Raw genomic sequence first — 20,637 nt, forward strand, 5'->3', positions numbered from 1 at the left:
CATTCATCTCGTTCATCCACTTTGTTCACCTTGTTCATCCAGTCCGCGTCCTTCATCCCGTTCAACCAAAAGGAGAGATCTGCTACATATGTCCACTTTTCTTTATCAGGCGGGGAAGTCCGCCTATGACAAGCCATGGCGATTCATCCTGAGCTGGATCGCGATTCTCGGCGTCGTCCTCGCTCTGCTTGGAATCAACGGCATCCACGTCACCTCCGAGATGAAAATCGAAGGCACGGAATCGCAGAAGGTGCTGGATCAGCTGCAAAAGGAGCTGCCGGAGGCTTCCGGCGGACAAGCCAGCGTCGTGTTCACCGCTCCCAAAGGCGAACGCCTCGATACACCGGAGCGGTCCGGCCTGATCCAAAAAGCAATCAACGACGTGTATCAGCTCGACTATGTCATCAATCCCGCCGAGCTGGCTGCGCAAGCAGCGGCCGCCGCCTCGGCGCAAGGCCAGGCAGGAGACTCTCCTGCGGCTGGTGCGGCGGACGCAGCTGGCGGCGGGCAGAGCCAGGCAGGAGACGCCGCCGCCGATACAGGCAGCGGGCAGACTCAGAGCGCCGCGCCAGCCTATGGTCCTATGATGGTCGACGGCGCGCCGCTGCCCGGCGTCATGCTGTCCGCCGACGGCAGCGTGGCGATGTTCCAGTTCCAGTTCACCGTGCAGCAGACCTCGCTGCCCAAGTCGGTGACGGACAGCGTGATCGCAGCCATCGATACCGTCGAGCAGAACGGCTCCGGCATCACCGCCCTTCCCAGCGACTCTCTGACGGGCAAGCCTGCCATCGGCTCCACGGAAGCCATCGGCGTAGCGGTTGCCGCCGTCGTCCTGCTGATGACCCTCGGCTCGGTCGTCGCCGCCGGACTGCCGCTGCTGTCCGCCCTGCTCGGAGTAGGGATCAGCGTCGGCGCTGCGTTCGCCTTCTCCAAATTCATCCCGATGACCGATATTACGCCGGTGCTGGCGCTCATGGTCGGCCTGGCCGTCGGCATCGACTACTCGCTGTTCATCGTCAATCGCCAGCGGCGGATGATGCTCGATCAGGGCCTAAGCGCGCGCGAAGCGGCCAGCCGATCCGTCGGCACCGCCGGCAGCGCGGTCTTCTTCGCCGGCTTGACCGTCATCATCGCCTTGTGCGGCATGCTCGTCATCGGCATCGCCTTCCTGTCCGCGATGGCGCTGGTCGCAGCTGTGACCGTCTTCGTCAACGTCCTGCTCTCCCTGACGCTGCTGCCTGCGCTGCTTGGCCTGATCGGCGAAAAGATCGTCTCGCCCAAGGCGCGTGCAAAAAATGCCGCTTCGTCCAAAAAGCGCCACGGCTTCGCGCATCGCTGGGCTAAAGGAGTCGTCAAGGCCCGTTGGCTCGTCGTGATTGGAGTCGTGGCCGTGCTCGGCGTTGCCGCGATTCCGGTCGCCAAGATGGAGATGGGCATTCCCTCCGGAGCGACCGCCAATCTGGACACCCCCGTCAGGCAGAGCTACGACGCCATCTCCGACGGCTTCGGGGAAGGCTACAACGGCCCGCTCCTTCTGGTCGCGGAGCCTGATTCCGATTCGGGACGCATCACGCCCGAGGGCTTGAACAAGCTGGTCCAAGGGCTTCAAGGCCAGGAGGGCGCCGCTCTCGTCTCTCCGATGGGCATCAACAAGACCGGCGACATCGGCATCATCAGCGTCATCCCGACCACGGGACCGACCGACGCGGCAACCCGGACTCTCGTCCAGGAGCTCCGCGCTCCCGACTCCGCCGTCGCGAAGGAGAACCATGTCACGCTCGGCGTCACCGGCTTCACGGCCATCAACATCGACATGTCCTCCAAGCTGGCCGATGTATTCCCGACCTACATCCTCATTATCGTGATTCTGTCGGTGATCATTCTCCTGCTCGTGTTCCGTTCGATCATCGTTCCGATCAAAGCTACGGTCGGCTTCCTGCTCAGCGTGCTGGCCACGTTCGGCATCACCACCGCCGTCTACCAATGGGGCTGGCTCCATTCCATCTTCGGCTTCGACACCGGCGGCCCGCTGCTCAGCTTCATGCCGATCATGGTGACCGGCATCCTGTACGGCCTCGCGATGGACTACCAGGTGTTCCTCGTCAGCTCCATGCGGGAATCGTATGTCCACGGACATAAAGGAACGGACAGCGTCATTCACGGCTACGAGCAGTCAAGCCGCGTCGTCGTGGCGGCCGCCGTCATCATGGTGTCCGTATTCGCCGGATTCATCTTCGCGCCGGATATCATGATCAAGCAGATCGGCTTTGCGCTCGCGGCAGGCATCCTGATCGACGCCTTCATCATCCGCATGACGCTCGTGCCCGCCGTCATGGCCATCTTCGGAGACGCGGCCTGGAAGCTTCCGAAGTGGCTCGACCGCATGCTGCCGAACCTCGACGTCGAGGGCGACAAGCTGATCGCCCGGCTGAACGCCAAGGAACAGGCTGCACACCATGCAGCCGTTCAAGGTCAGGATCGCATTTAAGGCCCAAAAAAAGACAAAGGCACCTTCTGTAAAAGGACAAAGGCCAACACTCCGGTGTTGGCCTTTGAACCTTTAGGGGGTGCATTTTTAAAGGGCTTAAAAGATCAGGCATGAAACAAAAAACCGATCGACGAGAATCGGTCTCAGGGCGCAAAAAAGCCTCCCGGCTGGGAGGCTTAAAGGGCAGAGCCGGTTCGCGCCGGCTGCCGGATTAGGCAGGATGATTACTTGCGGCTGCCGTGCAGGTATTTTTCGGTCAGCACCGAGAGCAGCTCGATGCCGACTTCGTTGTGGCCGCCTTCGGGAATGATGATGTCGGCGTACTTCTTGGACGGCTCGATGAACGCTTCATGCATCGGCTTGACCGTATTGAGATACTGGTCGTGGATGGAGTGGATCGTCCGGCCCCGCTCCTCGATGTCGCGCAGCACGCGGCGCAGAATGCGGACGTCCGGATCGGTGTCCACGAACACCTTGATATCCAGCAGCTCGCGCAGATTCTCGTCGGAGAGCACATGCAGCCCCTCGATGATGACGATATTGCTCGGCTTCAGCTCGACGGACTTGTCCGTGCGGCGTGCGTGGACCGTGAAGTCGTAGACGGGAGCCTGGGCGCTCAGCCCCTGCTTCAGCGTTTTGAGATTCTCGATGAGCAGCTCGTTGTCAAAGGCGAAGGGATGATCGTAATTGATCTTCTCCCTCTCGCTCATGCTGAGCTCCGAGTGATCCTTATAGTAGTTGTCCTGCGAGATGAATGTCACTTTGCCCGGTCCCATCCGGTCGATGACGGAGCGGGCGACGGTCGTTTTGCCCGAGCCTGTGCCGCCGGCGATTCCTATGATAAGCATAAAGCCTTGTTACCCCCCAAATTACATGCAATTCCGTTAGTTTAGCACAGCGGGAGGATTTTTTCATCCGTTGGAAATCATGTTTTGGAGCCTGGGAGCGGTAAGTTCTGGGATTGGACAAATCCGGTGCGATCCGCTTTTCCAACTTTTGATCACACAAGGATAAAGGAGGGGAAAACCTTCCTATTTAAACCCTATTTCTCATCTGGATATTCAATCCGTGCTCCCGCACGGGAAGCGGTCGCACACCTTAAAACTCCTTGTCCCGAGTAGGTTTTCAAACCCAAAAATGTAAACCTCATAAACAAGGATACCATGTCAAATATGACTAAGCCGCTGCCCATTATTTTACTCTAAACCAGCAAGCTGAATTCTCATCCCTCCCCGCCCCCATACTTGCTCCGCAGCCGCCGCACCGCATCCATCAGCTCCCGCCCCGCGAGCTTCTCCGCCTGTCCGTACAGCGGCTCCCACAGAGCCATCCACTCCCGCCGCTCCGGCTCCTGCAGATCGACGATGTTCATCCAGCGGCCGCTCCGCATTTCCGCGAGCTCCTTGCGGCTCATCTCACGCGCGCTCTTGTTGGCCCAGCCGGTCGTCTCCCGCATCGCCTCCTGAATGATGGCCTGCACATCCGGCGGCAGGCTTTCCCAGAAGGAGCGGTTCATCAGCACGGCGTACCCGAGATAGGCGTGGTTGCTGACCGTCATGTATTTCTGCACCTGGTAGAACTTCTTGCTGTAAATATTCGTGATCGTGTTCTCCCCGCCGTCGACGCTGCCGCTCTCGTAAGCCTTGTACACGCTGTTGAACGGAATGTCCGCCGTCGAGGCGCCCAAAGCCCGGAACTGGGCATCAACGATCGGGCCCGGCAGGATGCGGAACTTCATGCCGCTGAAATCCTCGGGATGCGCAAGGGGCTTATCGCTCGCCGTCATCTGCTTGAACCCGTTGCCCCAGAAGGCAAGGCCGATCATGCCCCTGCTCTCCAGCCGCTTGAACAGCAGTGAGCCGACCTCGCCGCTGAATGCCTCCTCCACCGCTTCTTCCGTGCGGAAGGCGAAGGGCAAGTCCATGACGCTCCACTCCGGCATCCGGGTCGACAGATTGGAAAAGGCAGGCGCGATCATCTGCACATCCCCGCGAGCCAGAGCGGCCTGCTCGTCCGGCTCCGTGAACAGCGTTCCGTTCGGGAACAACTGCACCTGCACCGTGCCGCCGGACTTCTCCTCCACCAGATCCGCGAACCGCTGCGCGGCCAGTCCCTTGGGCGTATTCTCCGCCACGACGTAGCTGAACTTGATGACATGCCTGCCGCTGAAGCCCGTCTGCTCGTCGTCCACCGGCAGCGGGCCGGGCAGCTTGTACCCTCCAAGCCAGAACATGGACAGCACGGCAGCCGCCGCCAGCAGCAGACCGCCGCCCCACAGCCTGAACCTTCTGCTCATTCCTCCCCGCCTCCCGTCCTCATTTCGTCCTCATCTCGTCCTCATCTCAGCCTTGTCCTCAGCCCTAATCCACATCTTCATGAACCTCATCTTATCCTACCTGACGGCTGTTGGAGAAGCCCGCCCTCGGTATCGCCGCAGGTTTGCAGGCCTCTTGCTCTGGTGTATGATGAGGGGAAATTGCTTATAGACCCTATTCCATCCCGCAAGGAGACAGGCCCGACCATGCTCAAGCAGCTCAAAATCAACTGGAAAATCGCCCTGCTCTCCTTCGGCGTCGTGCTGTTCGCGCTCATAGCCGGCGGCGGCGTAGCGGTCGGCAGCATCCTCCATCTGCAGGAGGAGGAGCTCGGCAGACGGCTGCTCGTCACAGCCAGGACGGCGGCCCGGCTGCCCGAGATCGCCGCCGGGCTGGAGGAGGAAGCCCGGCAGCCCCAGCTGCGGGAGGCCGCCGAACGGATCGGCATCATCCATGACGCCACCTATGTGGTGGTCATGGACATGCAGCATAAGCGGCTGTCGCATCCGGTACCGGACCGTGTCGGCACCTATTCCCGGGGAACAGACGAAGGGCCGGCATTCGCCGAGCACAGCTATGTCTCCAAGGCGAAGGGCGAGCTCGGAACCGCGCTGCGCGCTTTTGTCCCGGTCATGGACAACTCGCATATGCAGATCGGCACCGTGCTCGCAGGACGCGTCCTCCCCTCTCCCGGAGAGGTCATTCTGCCCTTCGCCGGGCAGATCTCCGCCATTCTGCTGCTGTCGCTGCTGGTCGGCCTCGCCGGCTCATGGGCGCTGGCTAGGCAGATCAAGAAGGATATGTTCGACATGGAGCCGCTGGAGATCGCCCGGCTGCTGGTGGAGCGGGATGCGACCTTCCATGCGATGCACGAGGGCGTCATCGCCATCCACAACGACGAGCGGATCGCCGTCTTCAACGAGCGGGCGCGCCAGATCTTCCATATCGACGGCGAAGTGGTCGGACGTCCTATCCGCGAGGTTCTCCCCGATACCCGGCTGCCGGAGATTCTGGAGCTGGATGCTCCGGTCTACCAGCAGGAAATCTTCATCGGCGGCAAGCATATTGTCAGCAACCGCGTGCCGATCCGTGTGCAGGGACATACCGTCGGCGCCGTAGCCATCTTCCAGGACCGGACCGAGGTGGCCCGGATGGCGGAGGAGCTGACCGGGGTCAAAGCGTTCGTGGACACGGTGAGGGTCCAGAACCACGAGTATATGAACCGGCTGCATACGATCGGAGGGCTGATCCAGCTCGGGCAGGGCGAGCAGGCGCTCGACTATCTGTTCCGCATGTCGGGCGAGCGCGAAGAGCTGAACCGGTTCCTCGGAACCCGGTTTTTCCATGACAGCCTGACCGGATTGCTGCTCGGCAAAATCAGCCGCGGCCAGGAGCTCGGCATCGACGTGCAGATCGATCCCCACAGCCGGCTGCAGCGTTTCCCGGAGCATCTCGACCATCATGATTTCGTCGTCCTGCTCGGCAATCTGATCGAGAATGCCTTCGATTCGCTGGCGGAGGCTCCTGAGCCCAGGCGCGTGCTCGTCAGCCTGGAGCAGGACGACGAGCAGCTGTCTCTGCTCGTAGAGGACAACGGCTGCGGCATGGATGAGCATGTCCGCCGCCGCATGTTCGAGCGCGGCTTCAGCACCAAGCCGGGAGACGGCCGGGGCATCGGCATGCATCTGATCGCAGGCATCGCGGAGAAGGGCGGCGGAACGATCCAGGTCGAATCCGCGCCCGGAGCAGGCACATCCATCACGCTGTTCTTCCCCATGGCGGAGGAGAGGCAGCTGGAAACAGGAAGGAGCGAACATGAAGATGGTTGAAGTCATCCTGATCGAAGACGATCCCATGGTCCGCGAGGTCAACCGGCAGTTCGTGGAATCGGTGGAAGGCTTCCGCGTCGTCGGCACCGCTTCCGGCGGACTGGAAGGCATGGAGCTGATCCGCCGAATGAATCCGGACATGGTCATACTCGACATTTACATGCCCGGACTGGACGGCATCCAGACGCTTCGGCAGCTGCGCAGCGAAGGCCATGCGGCCGGAGTCATCGTCATCAGCGCCGCCAACGACCGGGACACGATCCGCTCCATGGTGCAGGGCGGAGCGGACGACTACATCATGAAGCCGTTCAAGGCGGAGCGCGTGCGGGAAGCTCTCCTTCGCTGGCTCCAGCGCCGCGAGCAGCTTGGCTCCGGCGGGGAGCTGGATCAGGGCGAGCTGGATCGGTATCTGCACGGCTCAGGCTCGGACCTTGCGGCTTCAGCCCCTCCTTCCAGAACTGGGGACAACCTTCCCAAGGGGCTCCAGGCAGCGACGCTGGCGCAGATTATCCGCTATCTCGGGCTTCAGCCGGAAGCCGTATCGGCCGAGAGCGTCGCTGAAAACGTCGGCATTGCCCGTGTCACGGCCAGACGGTATTTGGAGCATCTGGCCAAGAGCGGCCAGGTCACCCTCCAGCTTCAATACGGCGTCGGCAGGTCGGTCAACCTTTATTCTCTTAACACAATTCGCTGAACAAAATCTGATATTCATGCGACCCGCAGCCAACCCTGGCTGCGGGTTTTTTATCGTGATGCCATAGCGGCACAGCAGCAAAGTTCCGCTCTCCGCCTTCTCTCTTCCCCTCCTCCACGCTCCATCCCCTTCATGACCATAAAGACCAAAACAACCATTATGACCGTATGCTAGCGCTTTCAAATGAAAGCGATATCATGAAAACAGAAGTGTGGCGCGAACACTAGAACGAGCTTGCGAGCACATCACGGCCAGTATCCCTGTCACAGAAAGAACCCATGAACTGAACCTTCAGATGCAAAGGATGTGCAGTCCCATGTCCATACCTACAGGCGCTTCAACACCGATCATTCTCCGGCTGGAGCTCAGCCGGGCCACCGCTTCGTTCGCCCAGATCGCCACGGTCATCGGGGATACCGGCGGCGATATCGTCGCGATCGACGTCACGCGCTCCGATTCCGCCTCCACGGTGCGCGACCTGACCGTCAACGTGTACGACCAGAGCCATGCCGACCGGATCGCGTCCGCTGTCGGCCAGCTTCCCGGCGTCCGCGTGCTGCAGGTGTCCGACCAGACGTTCCTGCTTCATATCGGAGGCAAGATCGAGACGACGCCCAAGACGCCGATCAAAAACCGCGACGATCTGTCCCGCGTCTACACGCCCGGAGTCGCGAGAGTATGCATGGCCATCCATGAGAAGCCGTCCCGCGCCCATACGCTGACGATCAAGCGCAACACGATCGCGGTCGTCTCCGACGGCTCCGCCGTGCTCGGCCTCGGCAACATCGGGCCGGAAGCCGCAATGCCGGTCATGGAAGGCAAGGCCGTCCTGTTCAAGCAGTTCGCCGGGGTGGATGCGTTCCCGATCTGCCTGAAAACCCAGGATACCGAAGAAATCATCGCGATCGTCAAGGCTCTCTCCCCGACCTTCGGCGGCATCAATCTGGAGGACATCTCCGCTCCCCGCTGCTTCGAGATCGAGCGGCGCCTGGCCGAGGAGCTCGATATCCCCGTCTTCCATGACGACCAGCACGGCACGGCCGTCGTGCTGCTGGCCGGCTTGCTGAATGCCGTCAAGCTCATCGGCAAGACGCTGCAGTCATGCAAGGTCGTCGTTTGCGGCATCGGCGCCGCCGGCACAGCCTGCTCCAAAATGCTTATGGCCGCCGGCGTCGCCAACATCGTCGGCGTGGACCGCGAAGGCGCCCTTGTCCCCGGCAAGAGCTACGCCAACGAATACTGGCAATGGTATGCCGACAACACGAACCCTGGCCGTCTCGAAGGCAGCCTCTCCGATGTCATTGAAGGCGCGGACATCTTCATCGGCGTCTCCGGGCCCGGCGTGCTGAAGACGGAAGACTTGAAAAAAATGGCCGCCGACCCGATCGTCTTCGCGATGGCGAACCCGACTCCTGAGATTCTGCCGGAGGAGGCCGAGCCTTACGTCCGCGTCATGGCGACGGGCCGCTCCGACTATCCGAACCAGATCAACAACGTGCTCTGCTTCCCGGGCATCTTCCGCGGCATCCTCGACTGCCGCGCCTCCCGCGTGACGGAGGAGATGAAGCTGGCCGCCGCCAAGGCGATCGCTTCTGTCGTGACGGACGAGGAGCTGAACGAGCAGTACATCATTCCGAGCGTATTCAACCATCAGGTCGTGGAGAAGGTGCGCGAGGCGGTCATCGAAGCCGCATACGCCTCCGGCGTCGCCCGCAAGGAGACCCCCTCCAAGCCGAAAGCTTCGGCTCCAACGCCTATTTGAAGGGAACCGTCCGTATCCAAGCCTGACAACCGACCAGACAAGAAAGAGGGGTTCCGATGAAAATCAACTTCAGAAACCTGACTGTCCAGGTGCTGACCGCCATCGTGATCGGCATCGCCATCGGGTATTTCTTCCCGAGCTTCGGGGCTTCGCTCAAGGTGCTCGCCGACATCTTCATCAAGCTGATCAAGATGGTCATCACGCCGATCGTGTTCTTCACGATCGTCATCGGCTTCGCGGGCATGGGCAGCATGAAAAAGATCGGCCGGATCGGCGGCAAGGCGCTGCTCTACTTCGAGCTCGTGACCACCTTCGCCATGGCGATCGGCATCGCCATCGCCTACCTGATCCGTCCCGGCGACGGCATCGACACCTCGGGCGTCGGCAGCAAGGCCGACGCGGTCGCCGGCTATGCGCAGCAGGCGTCCGAAACCTCGCATGGCTTCAAGGACTTCCTGCTCGGCATCATTCCCGACAACGCGATCGCCGCGATGGCGAGCGGCCAGATGCTGCCGGTGCTCTTCTTCTCCGTCCTGTTCGGCCTCGCGCTGTCCATGCTCGGCGACAAGGGCCGTCCGGTTACGGAATTTTTCGAGAAGCTGAATGAGATCTTCTTCAAGATCGTCGGCATCATCATGAAGTTCTCCCCGTATGCAGCGGGTGGAGCGATGGCCTATACGATCGGCAAGTTCGGTCTCGGCTCCCTTCTCTCGCTGGGCAAAATGATGCTCGCGACGTACATGACGATGTTCCTGTTCATCATCGTCGTGCTCGGCCTGATCGCCCGCTACTACAAATTCAGCATCTTCGGCCTGATCCGCCACATCAAGGACGAGATCCTGCTCGTGCTCGGCACCTCCTCCTCGGAGTCCGCCCTGCCGCGCCTCATGAACAAGATGGAATCATACGGCTGCTCCAAGCCCGTCGTCGGCCTCGTCGTCCCGACCGGCTATTCCTTCAATCTGGACGGCACCAGCATCTACCTCTCGATGGCGGCGCTCTTCATCGCGCAGGCTTACGGCATCGAGCTGACTCTGCTCCAGATCGTGACCTTCCTCGGCGTGCTCATGCTCACCTCCAAGGGAGCGGCTGGCGTGACCGGCTCCGGCTTCATCACTCTTGCGGCCACCTTGGCCGCACTGCCCGGCACGCCGATCCCGCTTGAAGGCATCGCGCTGCTGATCGGCGTCGACCGCTTCATGTCGGAGGCACGCGCCATCACGAACCTGATCGGCAACTCCGTCGCTACCGTCGTCATCGCCAAGAGCGAAAACCAGTTCCAGCCTCTGAAGGAAGCCAGTCCTGAAATCGACCCTTCGTCCAGCCGCGCCGTCTCTGCCTGAAGCTTGCTCCACGGCTAGTCGGAAGCAACGGTCGATCCGCGCCAAAAACCGCAGCCCCGAGGGGTTGCGGTTTTTGGCATGCTTTTTCATCCGGCAGCCTGCAGCATTTCTATTCGACGATGACTTTTGGGCATCGCGATGCCGAAGCCGCCGCTGCAAGCCTGATCGGCTCTCGTCGGACGGACGACGCCCTTGCGGATGAGCAGGATGCAGACCGCCGATACGAGGAAGCTCGCCGCATTGATGCCCATGACGTTCCGTCTGCACCAGCGTTCCGGACTTCGCCGGCCATGCGGAACTCGTTTCGTTTCTCGGGCTGGAGGAGCGGCTGGGACAGCAAGGCCGCGCCGGTGCCTGCGCATCAAAAAAGGGAAGCCCTCTGCAACGAGGCTTCCCTTTTTGATCATCGCAAAAAAATCCCCGCGGAAAGGAATTCCGCGGGGACAGCTGTTTACCAGCAACGGTCAATTCGTGCCGGGCTCCGGCTTCGAGCCTGCCTCGGCAGCGACCACGGCATCCTGCGCCTGGTTCGTCGTCCGCAGCGGAAGCTCCTTCAGGAAGAACACCAGCACCAGCGAGATGCAGAGAACGCCTGTGCCGGTCGCGAACACGAGCGACAGCGTATCTCCGAGCGCGTCGCGGATACGGTCGATCATCTGTACGAAGATGACCCGCGCCTCTTCCGGGAGGCTCTTTTCGGTCGCTTCGATCAGCGGCCTGTTCATGAGCGTCTGCGGATTCGCGAACTCGACCATCTTCTTGGCGACTTCCGGATCCAGCTTGCTGAGATCCGGCGCATCCGAGGATGTCAGCGCCTGCTTCAGATGACGGGCCAGGTTGTTGGACATGACCGTTCCCATGACGGCGATGCCGATCGTGCCGCCGAGGTTCCGGAACAGCTGCGAGGAGGCTGTAGCGACGCCAAGCTCCTTGTGGGATACGGCGTTCTGCGTCGCCAGCGAGAATACCGGCATGCCCATCCCGAGGCCGACGCCGAAGATGCACATGCTGAGCACGGCCATCCAGACGCTGTTCATGATGATCATGATGCCCATGCCGATGATCATGATCGGCACGCCGATGAGCGCGTAGCGCTTGTACTTGCCGCTCTTGGAGATGCGCTGGCCGATCAAGGCGCTGGTGACGACCATGAAGATCGACATCGGCATCGTGACATAGCCTGCGTAGGTGGCGGAAATGCCGAGCACGCCCTGAACGAAGAAGCTCAGATAGATCATCGCGCCCATCAGGCCGAAGTTCATGAAGAAGCCGATGATGTTCGATACGGTCACAACGCCGTTCTTGAACAGATGTAGCGGCAGGATCGGATTTTTGGCGCGCCGCTCAATGAAGACGAAGATAACCCCCGATAGGATGGCTCCTCCGATCAGGCTGAGGATTTCAAGCGAGCCCCACTCGTACTTCGTGCCTGCCCAAGAGAAGGCGAGCAGCAGCGGCACGATGGTCGTCGTCATGAACAGGGAGCCGAGATAGTCGACTTTCTCCCCCGGCTTCCGCTCCACCTTCGGGAACAGCATCAGGATCATGACGAAGGCCACGATGCCGAGCGGCAGGAAGATCCAGAACAGCCAGTGCCAATCCATATGGTCGACGAGATAGCCGCCGAGTGTCGGGCCGATGACGCTGGAGAAGCCGAATACGGCTGTCATCAGTCCCATCCATTTGCTCCGCTCCCGCGGAGGGAACAGGTCGCCTACCGCCATGAATGCGGTGGATTGGATGATGCCGGCGCCGATGCCTTGAATACCGCGGTAAATGATGAACTGGAACACATCGCTCGAGGTTCCCGTCAGGAACGCCCCGATAATGAACAACAAGATACCGATCAGTATGAACGGCTTGCGGCCGAACATATCGGACAGCTTGCCGACGAGAATCGTGGCGATGGTGGACGTCAGCAGGTAGATGTTGATCGTCCAGGTGTAGTAGTCCATACCTTCCAGGATGGAGATGATTCTCGGCATCGCTGTACTGGTGATGGTCTGGTTGATGGCAGCGAAGAACATGGCCGCCATGACAGCGATCATGATCGATAGCTTCCGCTTATGGGATAAATGCTCCATGATGTCTCTCTCTTCTCCCTTTAACTGTAGGTTAGGATTCCGATGTCAGCTTCTCCATCAGCTCCGTAATCGTGACGACCTCTTCCGGCGTCAGCCGCGTGAGATAACGGCCAAGCAATTGTTCCCTCACCCGGTGTCCTTCCTCGAGCGCCTCCTTTCCCCTTGGCGTTATCTCCACCAGAACCGATCTGCGATCGACCGTGTCATGGTGCCGAAGCACATAACCGCCGTTCTCGAGACGGTCGATCATGACCGTGACCGCGCTCGGCTTGACCTCCATCTTCTCCGCGATCGCCGCCAGCTTGCATGGACCCTTGAGCTGAACCTGCCTGAGCATGAACATCTGGGGCAACGTCAGCGGGCTGTCCCTGAATGCATCCGCCAGCGCGTTCTGGAGCTTGTGCATGAAGGTCTGTACGGCTTCCTGGAAACGTTTGACCTCTGTCCCCATGATGGCCTCCCCTTTATTAAACAATAATATATTTATACAGTTTAACAATTATAATGTCAAATGAATTTGGATGCCACCTGGACATATCATTCCCAGCTGTGAAACAAATAAAAAGCCTTTCCTTGGCAAAGGAAAAGCTCGCTTTTGGGGCTTGGCCCCGTACTGCGCTTACGGCAGCCGCTTACTTCTGAAGACGGCGCTGTGCGGACATCCGCCAGACTGTCCATTTGAGTCCGGCGAACAGCGCCGCGATCCCCGCGAGCAACGCGGCGGCCGCCGCGATCCACAGAACCGGGCTGCCGTGAACGACGAAGAAGCGGCTGTCGCGATACTGAAAATCATCGGGCACGAAATACATCTCCCTCAGCCAGAACCAAGCGAGATAAGCCAAACCTGCCGCCATCGCGGCCAAAGCGATCGCAGCTCCCTGCCACAGGGATCTTTTCCAGGAAAACACCGGCATGAACAACGGCTCCATTCAGGCATTCAGCCCGTGTAATAGTAATGGAATAAATAGTCAAAATGCTTGATGACCAAGCCGGTATGGCCGAAATCCAACGCTCCTCCCGAGGCTCGTCTACAGGTTACTTTAGCAGATTAAGGAAAATTTCATAAGAGCTTTATTGGACGAGGCGCGGACTGCACGGAAAGCAAATGGTCCCGCCTCTTCCGGCTGTCGCTCCAGCGGAGGGTTGCTGCCGGGGCTCCTCCTGGGCTCCATCTATGAACGCAAAGAGAAGACCGGAGGCTCATGCCTCCGGTCTTCTCCATCCCTTGGCGGGAAGCTTCAGTCATAATCCTTGTGGACCCATTCATCCTCCGGCAGCTCGAAGCCGGACTCGGAATACCGCTGCTCGAGGAAGGGATCAGCCGTGTTGTGGAAGCCGTTGCGCTCCCAGAACCCGGGCCTGTCCTCGGTCATGAATTCGAAGCCGCGCAGCCATTTGGCGCTCTTCCAGAAGTACAGATGAGGCACGACGAGGCGCAGCGGTCCGCCGTGCTTGGCCGTGAGCGGCTCCCCTGCGAACTTGAAGGCCAGCAGGATATCGTCGCCCATAAGATCGGCCAGCGGCATGTTGGTCTCATAATCATGATCGCCGTAGACCATGACATGGCGGGCATCCGGCGAAGGCTCGATTCCGGCGAGGCTAAGAAAATCCCGGAACAGAATACCTTCCCACTCGGTATCCATCTTGGACCAGTGGGTCACGCAGTGGATATCCCGCGTCACGCTGACGCGGGGCAAAGCCTCGAGCTCCGCGAAGCTGAAGCTTCTCTCTCCGCCTTCTACCGCTCCGGTAACCCGCAGCTCCCACTTGTCCATATCATAGACGGGAATCTCTCCCTCATGGAGAATCGGGAACCGGTCGGTCACCGTCTGCCCCGGGGGCACGCGGTCGCCGTACCGGGCGTCGGGCTTGATCTTGTTCATGATCGCCGCTGCGTTCCGCTTCAGCCGCTCGGCCTTGTCGCTCTCATATGACATCAGACACCCATCCGCCTGCGCTGATTGTTCGGCTTCTTGTTCAGCTGGCTGCGCAGCTCCTTGGCGCCGCCTTGGGCTCCGCCTGCTTGTCCCTGCTTGCCGACCGCCTGGGCTTGCTTCTTCTGCTGCATCTTCAGCTTGGCGGCTTCGGCCAGCGTCATCTTCTTGGGCTGCTCGGCCGCTTCCTGGTCCTGGGCCGCTTCCGCGCCTGCTTGCTCGTGTGCTTCCGTCATGTGTATTCCTCCCATGCGAACTGTCATGTTTTCCTGATTGTAGTGTAGCCTATTTCGGCCTTGAAAGCCATGCGCAAAACAAGTTGACAATCGACCGTCCGCCGCAAGCAGCAAGGAAATCAGTCCTTGTCGAGACAGCCTCATTCGAGGTTTTCCCCATGCGAAGACAGTCTATGCCGCCATCAGGCCCTTATGGATCCGGAAATGTCAGGGTTCCGCTCCATGATGGTCGCCGCAATCTCCTCCAGCCTCGGCAAGTAGGCCAGCGTCCGCCGCCCCCTCAGCTCCAGATCCGCCTGCGAGCGTATTCCGAGGTCTTCCAGAAGCTCGTCGAAATCCGGAGCGAGCGGCTTCAGCAGCTCCGGCGCGTCGGCGGCCAGAATTTTGCGGCAGCGGGCGTAAGTAGCGGCGATCCAGAAGGCAGCTTCCCGGTGATTGCCGGCTCGGATCAGCTCCAGGCTGGCCTGGATCGCGATCGGCCTTGCTTCGGGGGTGATGTCGGAGCTGAAGGGGAACGGCGTCCGCGCAGCTGCTGCGGCCGCGTCGAAGGTTCGGGAAAGTCCGGCCAGATGGTGCTCGACGCGCGCCTGCCGCAGCTTGGCGCTGCCCAGCTGCTGAAGCAGCTCGTCATAACAATCGCTCAAACCGTATTCCTCCAGCACGCCGCGCGCCGCCAGATAGCGCAGCCGGATCGTCGGATTGCGAAGAGCCGCGGTCAGAATGACATGGGTCGCGACGCCCGTCGGGAACAGCCAAGCCGTCACGCGGTCATGCCAAGGCAGATCCGGCTCCGTCCGACTCAGGCCGTCCTTCACCCTCTGCAGCGCATCCCGGCAGCGCCGCTCGACCCAGAAGCGTTCCGGGAAGCTGCGGACCGTCTCCCGCTGGATGGCGCCAAGCCGTCCCGACGGATCCGCTGACATCCGGCCGTTCCGGAAGCCTCCCGCCAGGTGATAGGAGCCGAGCACCTTTTCCGCCGAATCCAGCTCGCTCCAGGACAGATACGTCACCTCCAGCAAAGCTCCTCCATATAAGAACTTCCCGAGCTTGGAAGGCGCCGCTCCTCCTTCCAGCACGACGAACACATCGATATCGGAGCCGGCAGGCAGCTCGGCCTCCTCCGGCATCGATGCCGTCGATCCTCCCAGATAGGCTCCGACGAATCCTTCTCCAGGCGCTGCCTGCTTCCTGACCCATTCATCCGCCAGCTTCCTCGCGTCTCCGATAAGCATTCCCCTCGTCCTCCCTTCTACTCCTGCCGCGCCGTACCGAAAGGAACCTGCCGCACGGCCTCGGTGACAGGGCCGCGCCGCTAGACAAGACAGAGCCGGACCTGCCGCATCTTCCGCATGCAAGGTCCGGCTCTTCCGTATTGATTCTATGCCGCAGGGGTCGGCCTTCAGTCGGCCAGCTCCGCCAGCAGCTCCTCATGGATCCGCCCGTTGGTCGCGGCTACGTCGCGCACGCCGAGATGATACGGCGTCCCGTCGATATCGCCGACGGTGCCCCCAGACTCCTGCACGAGCAAGGCGCCGGCCGCGATATCCCAGCTGTTCAGCCCGATCTCCCAGAAGCCGCTCAGCCGGCCTGCCGCCACATAAGCGAGATGCAGCGCGGCAGAGCCCGAGGAGCGGATGTTGCGCACCTTCGGCGCGATCCGCTGGAGCTGTTCGAGATTCCGCGGCAGGGCCGCCCTGTGCTCGGCCGGAAAGCCGGTGGCGACGAGGCTGCTCCGCAGCGTTTCCTCTCCCGATACGCTCATCCGCTTCCCGTGCACGTAGGCGCCTTTCCCCTTCTCCGCGATGAACAGCTCGTCGGCCGACGGGTCGTAGACGACGCCCAGGATAATCTCTCCCTTGTGCGCCAGCGCGATGGAGACGACGAAGAACGGGAAGCCGTGCACGAAGTTCGTCGTTCCGTCCACCGGATCCACGATCCAGAGATACTCCGCGTCGCGCACGCTCTCAAGAGCTCTTGTCGACGCTTCCGGCCCCGGCTCCACTCCTTCTTCCCCAAGAAACGAATGGGAAGGGAAATTCATCATGATGAGGCTGCGGATCAGCTTCTCCGAGCCTTTATCCACCTCGGTGACGAGATCATGAGGCGACATCTTCTCGTCGAGCCTCTGATAGTTCCCGAGCTTCGTCTTGATCCACTCGCCCGCCTTGGAGGCGCAGTTGATGGCCACGGCGGCAAAACTTTTGCTCCCGACTACCGGTTCGTTCATCCTGCTCACTTCTTTCTGTTTGTCTCTATGGCGATATCCTCCGGCTGCAGCCGGTTGTCTATCAGGTATACGATCACCATCCGGATTCTGTTGCGCATGGGGATCGGTCGCAGGGCATTCACATCGCGCGCCCGCTCAAAGAGCGGACCAGCCCTGCCAGATGAGCCGCGCGGCCAGCACGAGCAGCGTCGCGCGCAGCAGCCACATGATGCTGCGTCCGCTCATGCGGGTTGCGATCCAGGCGCCGGCCTTGCCCCCCGCCCAGGCTCCCGGAGCGAGGGCGAGCACGAGCAGCCAGTCGATCTCCCCCATGGCGCCATGCACGCCGCTGCCCAGAATGGAGGACAGGAAGATGACGAACATGGACGTCGCCGTCGCCACATGAGGCGGGAAGCGGAACAGAATGACCATGACGGGAACGAACAGCGAGCCTCCTCCGATGCCGAACAATCCCGACACGAGGCCGACGAGCAAGCCGATTCCGAGCAGCAGCGGCAGGCTGTAGCCGTATTCGTACGTCGCGCCTGTGCCGTCGGTCAGCTTGCGGGAGACCGGCCATTCAATTGTAAGCGGATTCATTCGGTCACGCAAGATGAGCAGCACGGCCATAAGCAGCATGAACAGGCCGAAGCTGAGCTGAAAGGCGCCTCCATGGAATCGGGAGGTCAGCGCCGAGCCGAGCATCGCTCCCGGGCCGCTGGCGATGAAGAGCATCCACGCGCTGCGGAAATCCACCTTGCGCTGCTTGGCGTACGTCATCGACGACGCCAGCGCGGTTACGATCAGCACGGCAAGCGAAGTGCCGACGGCAGTCGCCTCCGGAATCGGCGCTCCTGTCAGGCGCTCGCCGAGCAGCAGCAGGACAGGCACGATGATGATGCCGCCGCCAAGACCGACAATGCTGCCGAATATGGAAGCGACAACGCCTGTAAGTACGATCAGAACCCATTCCAGCATAGGTATTCCCTCCTTCGGCATCCTTCAGACGCCGCTTGCGCGGCAAAGGCACGGATCCCCCCTCCGCCGGAGCGGATGGCGATTCGTGCCCGTACCGTGTTCCCCGCCTTCACAAGACTTCGATCGTGCCGCCGTCCAGGACACGGATTCCCTCTCCCGCCGCCTCGAGCCCGCGAAAATGCTCCATCAGCGTCACCAGAGCCTGGTCCTTCGCCTTGGATTCCATCATGCAGTCGAGCAGCTCCACGGAGCCGTTCACGCCGCGCAGGAATTCCAGCAGCGGGCCCGGCTCCACAAAGTCCGCATGGCCTCTCGGATCGCTGAGGCTCTTCGGACTGGAGACGTGGATCTTCGGCGGCAGGCCTGACGGCCCCCCATCCAGTCCAAGCCGCCGCTGCTCCCGGTTCCAGGTGGCGGCGATGCGCGGCCACAGCTCCCCGTACAGAGCTTCCTTCGTCTCGCCGCCGTCGTTGACCGCATGATGATGGATATCCAGCACGACCGGATTGCCGACCTTCTCGGCAATGTCGAGCGTCTCGCGGGCGTTGAACGTCTTGTCGTCGTTCTCCAGCGTCACCCGGCCGCGCAGCCTGGCATCCTGGGCTCCGAACTGCGCGATGAACCGCTCGGCGGAGACGGGCTTGTCCCCGTACGCGCCGCCCACATGGATATTGCATTTGTATTTCTCGTCCAGCCCCATCGCCTCGAGCATCCGCACATGGTACTCCATATCCCTGACCGAGCTCTTCAGCACCTCGGGACGAGGCGTGCTGAACACGCAGAAGTGATCGGGATGGAAGCTGACCCTCATGCCGGTCTCCCGCGCGAAGGCTCCGACCTCGCTGAAGGACGCAGCCAGCGCAGGGTAAGGGTCCCAGTCCGCAAGCGCGTCATGCGTCGCAAGCGGAATGATTTTCGAGGAGAACCGATAGACGTGGATGCCGGCATAGCGGTTGTTGCGCATGATGCGCAGGGCGCTGTGCAGATTTTCCTCGGCGATCCGCTCCAGCTTGCGCAGCGCCGCCTCGCGATCCTCCAGCTTGGAGAAGTTCTTATAGGTCATGGTGCGCGATGATGAAGCGTTCTCCACCAGCAGGCTCATGGCGACGAAGCCGAAGCGGACAATCATCCCCGGCCGCCGAAAAACATTTCATGGGCGAGCGCCGTCTGCACGCGCGACTCTTCCTCCGTCAGCTTGCGGACGAGCTCCATCTCCACCTGCGTCACTTCATCGCCCTGGAAGTTGATCTCCGCGATGGAAGCGAGGATCTTCACGATGGCGATCGCCTGGTTGCCTGGCGTGTAGGCGATGACCTTCTGTCCGGCCGGGAATACCCGGAACCCCGATTTCATCATCTTTCCTTTGCCGTATTCCAGAAGCTCGTACAGCTCCTGCTCCGACTTGAACTTGCATACCGAATTGAATTCCGTTGCGAATCCCATTGTCTTCACCCTCCTGTTCATTACTGCGGCAAGCGCGGCTGCTTGTCCGGATGCTGCGGATGAAAAAACGAGCTTCCCTCCCGCCAAGGCGAAGGAAGCGCGAATGTGTGCGAAACGTATGGAAACCGGTCAGCCGCCGTACTCCAGCTTCTGCTTCTCCGCATGGCGGGAGATCGCCAAGCCGATGAGGCTGTCGAGCAGCTCCTTGTAAGGAACGCCCGATTCCTTCCAGAGCAGCGGGTACATGCTGTAAGGCGTGAAGCCCGGCATCGTGTTCACTTCGTTGATCAGAATCTTGCCGTCGCTCCTGCGAAGGAAGAAGTCGACGCGGGAGAGGCCGGATCCGTCGATGGCCAGATAGGCCCGGATCGCCATCTCGCGCACCGCTTCAGCCGTCTCTTCCGGAAGATCGGCGGGAATGTGCATGACGGATGTGCCGTCCACATACTTGGCGTTGTAATCGTAGAAGTCCGTTCCGCTGACGATCTCGCCGACGACCGATGCGCGCGGCTCGTCATTGCCGAGCACGCCGACTTCGATCTCGCGCCCGTCGATGAACTCCTCGATGACGACCTTGCGGTCGTAACGCAGCGCAAGCTCGATGGCCGCGATGAGCTCCTCCCGGTTGCGGGCTTTGGAGATGCCGACGCTGCTGCCGAGATTGGCGGGCTTGACGAAGCAAGGATAGCCGAGAGCGACCTCCGTTTCCATGACGAAGAACGCGCGGTCCTTCTCCCACTGCGTCCGGTTGAAGTAGCGGTAGACGCATTGCTCGAGCCCCTCGTGGGCGAACACCTTCTTCATGAAAATCTTGTCCATGCCTACTGCCGAAGCAAGGACACCCGCTCCGACATAAGGAATATTGGCCATTTCCATCAACCCCTGGACCGTGCCGTCCTCGCCGAACGTTCCGTGCAGCAGCGGGAACATGACGTCGATCGTCCCTCCCGGAGCTCCCGCCGAAGCGGCAGCCGCCTGCAGGGCGCCCTCTCCGGCCGCAGCCGTCGCCAGTCCGCCGAATACCGGCGCCAGCGCCATGCCGCCGTCCTCTGCCGGAGACAGCTTCAGCTGCTCGACGCTGTGCGGGGCTTCCAGCAGCACTCCTCCGGAGCGCCATTCGCCTTGGCCCGTAATATAGAAGGGCTGTACCTCGTATTTATCGAAATCGAAGGCGCCCATAACGGCCAGCGCCGTCTGCAGCGATACCTGATGCTCGCCCGACTTGCCTCCGTAGATGAGTCCGACGCGAATTTTGTCTCCCATGTTAGCTCCTCCGGTAACCTTCTTGAATTAGAATGCCAATCGCTGCATGGACCGATGCGGCT

At 61.0% G+C, this 20,637-nt stretch carries 19 protein-coding genes; 5 read left to right on the forward strand and 14 right to left on the reverse strand.

Annotated elements, in window-relative coordinates; all coding sequences use genetic code 11:
• Window positions 1-88 precede the first annotated feature (88 nt).
• Entirely contained in the window at window positions 89-2,488 is a 2,400-nt protein-coding gene (locus ACLBWT_RS09265; protein ID WP_447662787.1) for an MMPL family transporter, read from the forward strand.
• A 224-nt stretch (window positions 2,489-2,712) separates the two neighbouring features.
• Here ACLBWT_RS09265 and udk read toward each other — a convergent pair whose 3' ends face one another.
• Together udk and ACLBWT_RS09275 are read right to left on the reverse strand one after the other, a co-directional pair.
• Window positions 2,713-3,336: a uridine kinase gene (udk, locus tag ACLBWT_RS09270; protein WP_447662788.1), complete on the reverse strand. Its 624-nt coding sequence runs from the start codon at window positions 3,334-3,336 to the stop codon at window positions 2,713-2,715.
• Between the two features lie 374 nt (window positions 3,337-3,710).
• Window positions 3,711-4,784: a DctP family TRAP transporter solute-binding subunit gene (locus ACLBWT_RS09275; RefSeq protein WP_447662789.1), complete on the reverse strand. Its 1,074-nt coding sequence runs from the start codon at window positions 4,782-4,784 to the stop codon at window positions 3,711-3,713.
• Between the two features lie 225 nt (window positions 4,785-5,009).
• On the opposite strand from ACLBWT_RS09275, the gene ACLBWT_RS09280 reads away from it, so the two are divergent.
• The 4 genes from ACLBWT_RS09280 to ACLBWT_RS09295 all read left to right on the forward strand — a co-directional run bounded on the left by ACLBWT_RS09280 (window position 5,010) and on the right by ACLBWT_RS09295 (window position 10,431).
• Window positions 5,010-6,632, forward strand: coding sequence for an ATP-binding protein (locus tag ACLBWT_RS09280; protein ID WP_447662790.1), 1,623 nt, complete (start codon window positions 5,010-5,012; stop codon window positions 6,630-6,632).
• Window positions 6,625-7,326: a response regulator gene (locus ACLBWT_RS09285; protein ID WP_447663093.1), complete on the forward strand. Its 702-nt coding sequence runs from the start codon at window positions 6,625-6,627 to the stop codon at window positions 7,324-7,326. The genes ACLBWT_RS09280 and ACLBWT_RS09285 overlap by 8 nt, the downstream gene beginning before the upstream one ends.
• A gap of 316 nt (window positions 7,327-7,642) precedes the next feature.
• Window positions 7,643-9,088: a malic enzyme-like NAD(P)-binding protein gene (locus ACLBWT_RS09290; protein WP_447662791.1), complete on the forward strand. Its 1,446-nt coding sequence runs from the start codon at window positions 7,643-7,645 to the stop codon at window positions 9,086-9,088.
• Window positions 9,089-9,144: 56 nt separating this feature from the next.
• Window positions 9,145-10,431 (forward strand): dicarboxylate/amino acid:cation symporter, encoded by a 1,287-nt coding sequence (locus tag ACLBWT_RS09295; RefSeq protein ID WP_447662792.1) that lies wholly within the window; start codon window positions 9,145-9,147, stop codon window positions 10,429-10,431.
• An 86-nt stretch (window positions 10,432-10,517) separates the two neighbouring features.
• Here ACLBWT_RS09295 and ACLBWT_RS09300 read toward each other — a convergent pair whose 3' ends face one another.
• The 12 genes from ACLBWT_RS09300 to ACLBWT_RS09355 form a co-directional block, all read right to left on the reverse strand.
• A complete protein-coding gene (locus ACLBWT_RS09300; protein ID WP_447662793.1) occupies window positions 10,518-10,838 on the reverse strand; it encodes a hypothetical protein in 321 nt (106 codons plus the stop codon).
• Window positions 10,839-10,895: 57 nt separating this feature from the next.
• On the reverse strand, window positions 10,896-12,515 hold the full coding sequence (locus ACLBWT_RS09305) for a DHA2 family efflux MFS transporter permease subunit (protein ID WP_447662794.1): 1,620 nt from the start codon (window positions 12,513-12,515) through the stop codon (window positions 10,896-10,898).
• A gap of 31 nt (window positions 12,516-12,546) precedes the next feature.
• Complete coding sequence (locus ACLBWT_RS09310; RefSeq protein WP_447662795.1) at window positions 12,547-12,966, reverse strand: MarR family winged helix-turn-helix transcriptional regulator; 420 nt, start codon at window positions 12,964-12,966, stop codon at window positions 12,547-12,549.
• Window positions 12,967-13,147: 181 nt separating this feature from the next.
• On the reverse strand, window positions 13,148-13,444 hold the full coding sequence (locus ACLBWT_RS09315) for a hypothetical protein (protein ID WP_447662796.1): 297 nt from the start codon (window positions 13,442-13,444) through the stop codon (window positions 13,148-13,150).
• A 309-nt stretch (window positions 13,445-13,753) separates the two neighbouring features.
• Window positions 13,754-14,452 carry a sulfite oxidase-like oxidoreductase gene (locus ACLBWT_RS09320; protein ID WP_447662797.1) on the reverse strand — a complete coding sequence of 233 codons (699 nt, stop codon included), beginning with the start codon at window positions 14,450-14,452 and terminating at the stop codon, window positions 13,754-13,756.
• Window positions 14,452-14,685 (reverse strand): hypothetical protein, encoded by a 234-nt coding sequence (locus ACLBWT_RS09325; RefSeq protein WP_447662798.1) that lies wholly within the window; start codon window positions 14,683-14,685, stop codon window positions 14,452-14,454. The genes ACLBWT_RS09320 and ACLBWT_RS09325 overlap by 1 nt, the downstream gene beginning before the upstream one ends.
• Window positions 14,686-14,867: 182 nt before the next feature.
• Entirely contained in the window at window positions 14,868-15,917 is a 1,050-nt protein-coding gene (locus tag ACLBWT_RS09330) for a hypothetical protein (RefSeq protein WP_447662799.1), read from the reverse strand.
• Between the two features lie 167 nt (window positions 15,918-16,084).
• On the reverse strand, window positions 16,085-16,912 hold the full coding sequence (locus tag ACLBWT_RS09335) for an inositol monophosphatase family protein (RefSeq protein ID WP_447662800.1): 828 nt from the start codon (window positions 16,910-16,912) through the stop codon (window positions 16,085-16,087).
• 135 nt (window positions 16,913-17,047) lie between these two features.
• Window positions 17,048-17,869, reverse strand: coding sequence for a sulfite exporter TauE/SafE family protein (locus tag ACLBWT_RS09340; protein WP_447662801.1), 822 nt, complete (start codon window positions 17,867-17,869; stop codon window positions 17,048-17,050).
• 109 nt (window positions 17,870-17,978) lie between these two features.
• A complete protein-coding gene (uvsE, locus tag ACLBWT_RS09345; RefSeq protein ID WP_447662802.1) occupies window positions 17,979-18,998 on the reverse strand; it encodes a UV DNA damage repair endonuclease UvsE in 1,020 nt (339 codons plus the stop codon).
• Window positions 18,995-19,312, reverse strand: a complete 318-nt coding sequence (locus ACLBWT_RS09350) for a hypothetical protein (protein ID WP_447662803.1) — start codon at window positions 19,310-19,312, stop codon at window positions 18,995-18,997. Before ACLBWT_RS09350 ends, uvsE begins: the two co-directional genes overlap by 4 nt.
• A 129-nt stretch (window positions 19,313-19,441) precedes the next feature.
• A complete protein-coding gene (locus tag ACLBWT_RS09355) occupies window positions 19,442-20,575 on the reverse strand; it encodes a D-alanine--D-alanine ligase (RefSeq protein ID WP_447662804.1) in 1,134 nt (377 codons plus the stop codon).
• Window positions 20,576-20,637: the final 62 nt, after the last annotated feature.

The organism is Paenibacillus sp. D51F, from assembly GCF_053345695.1.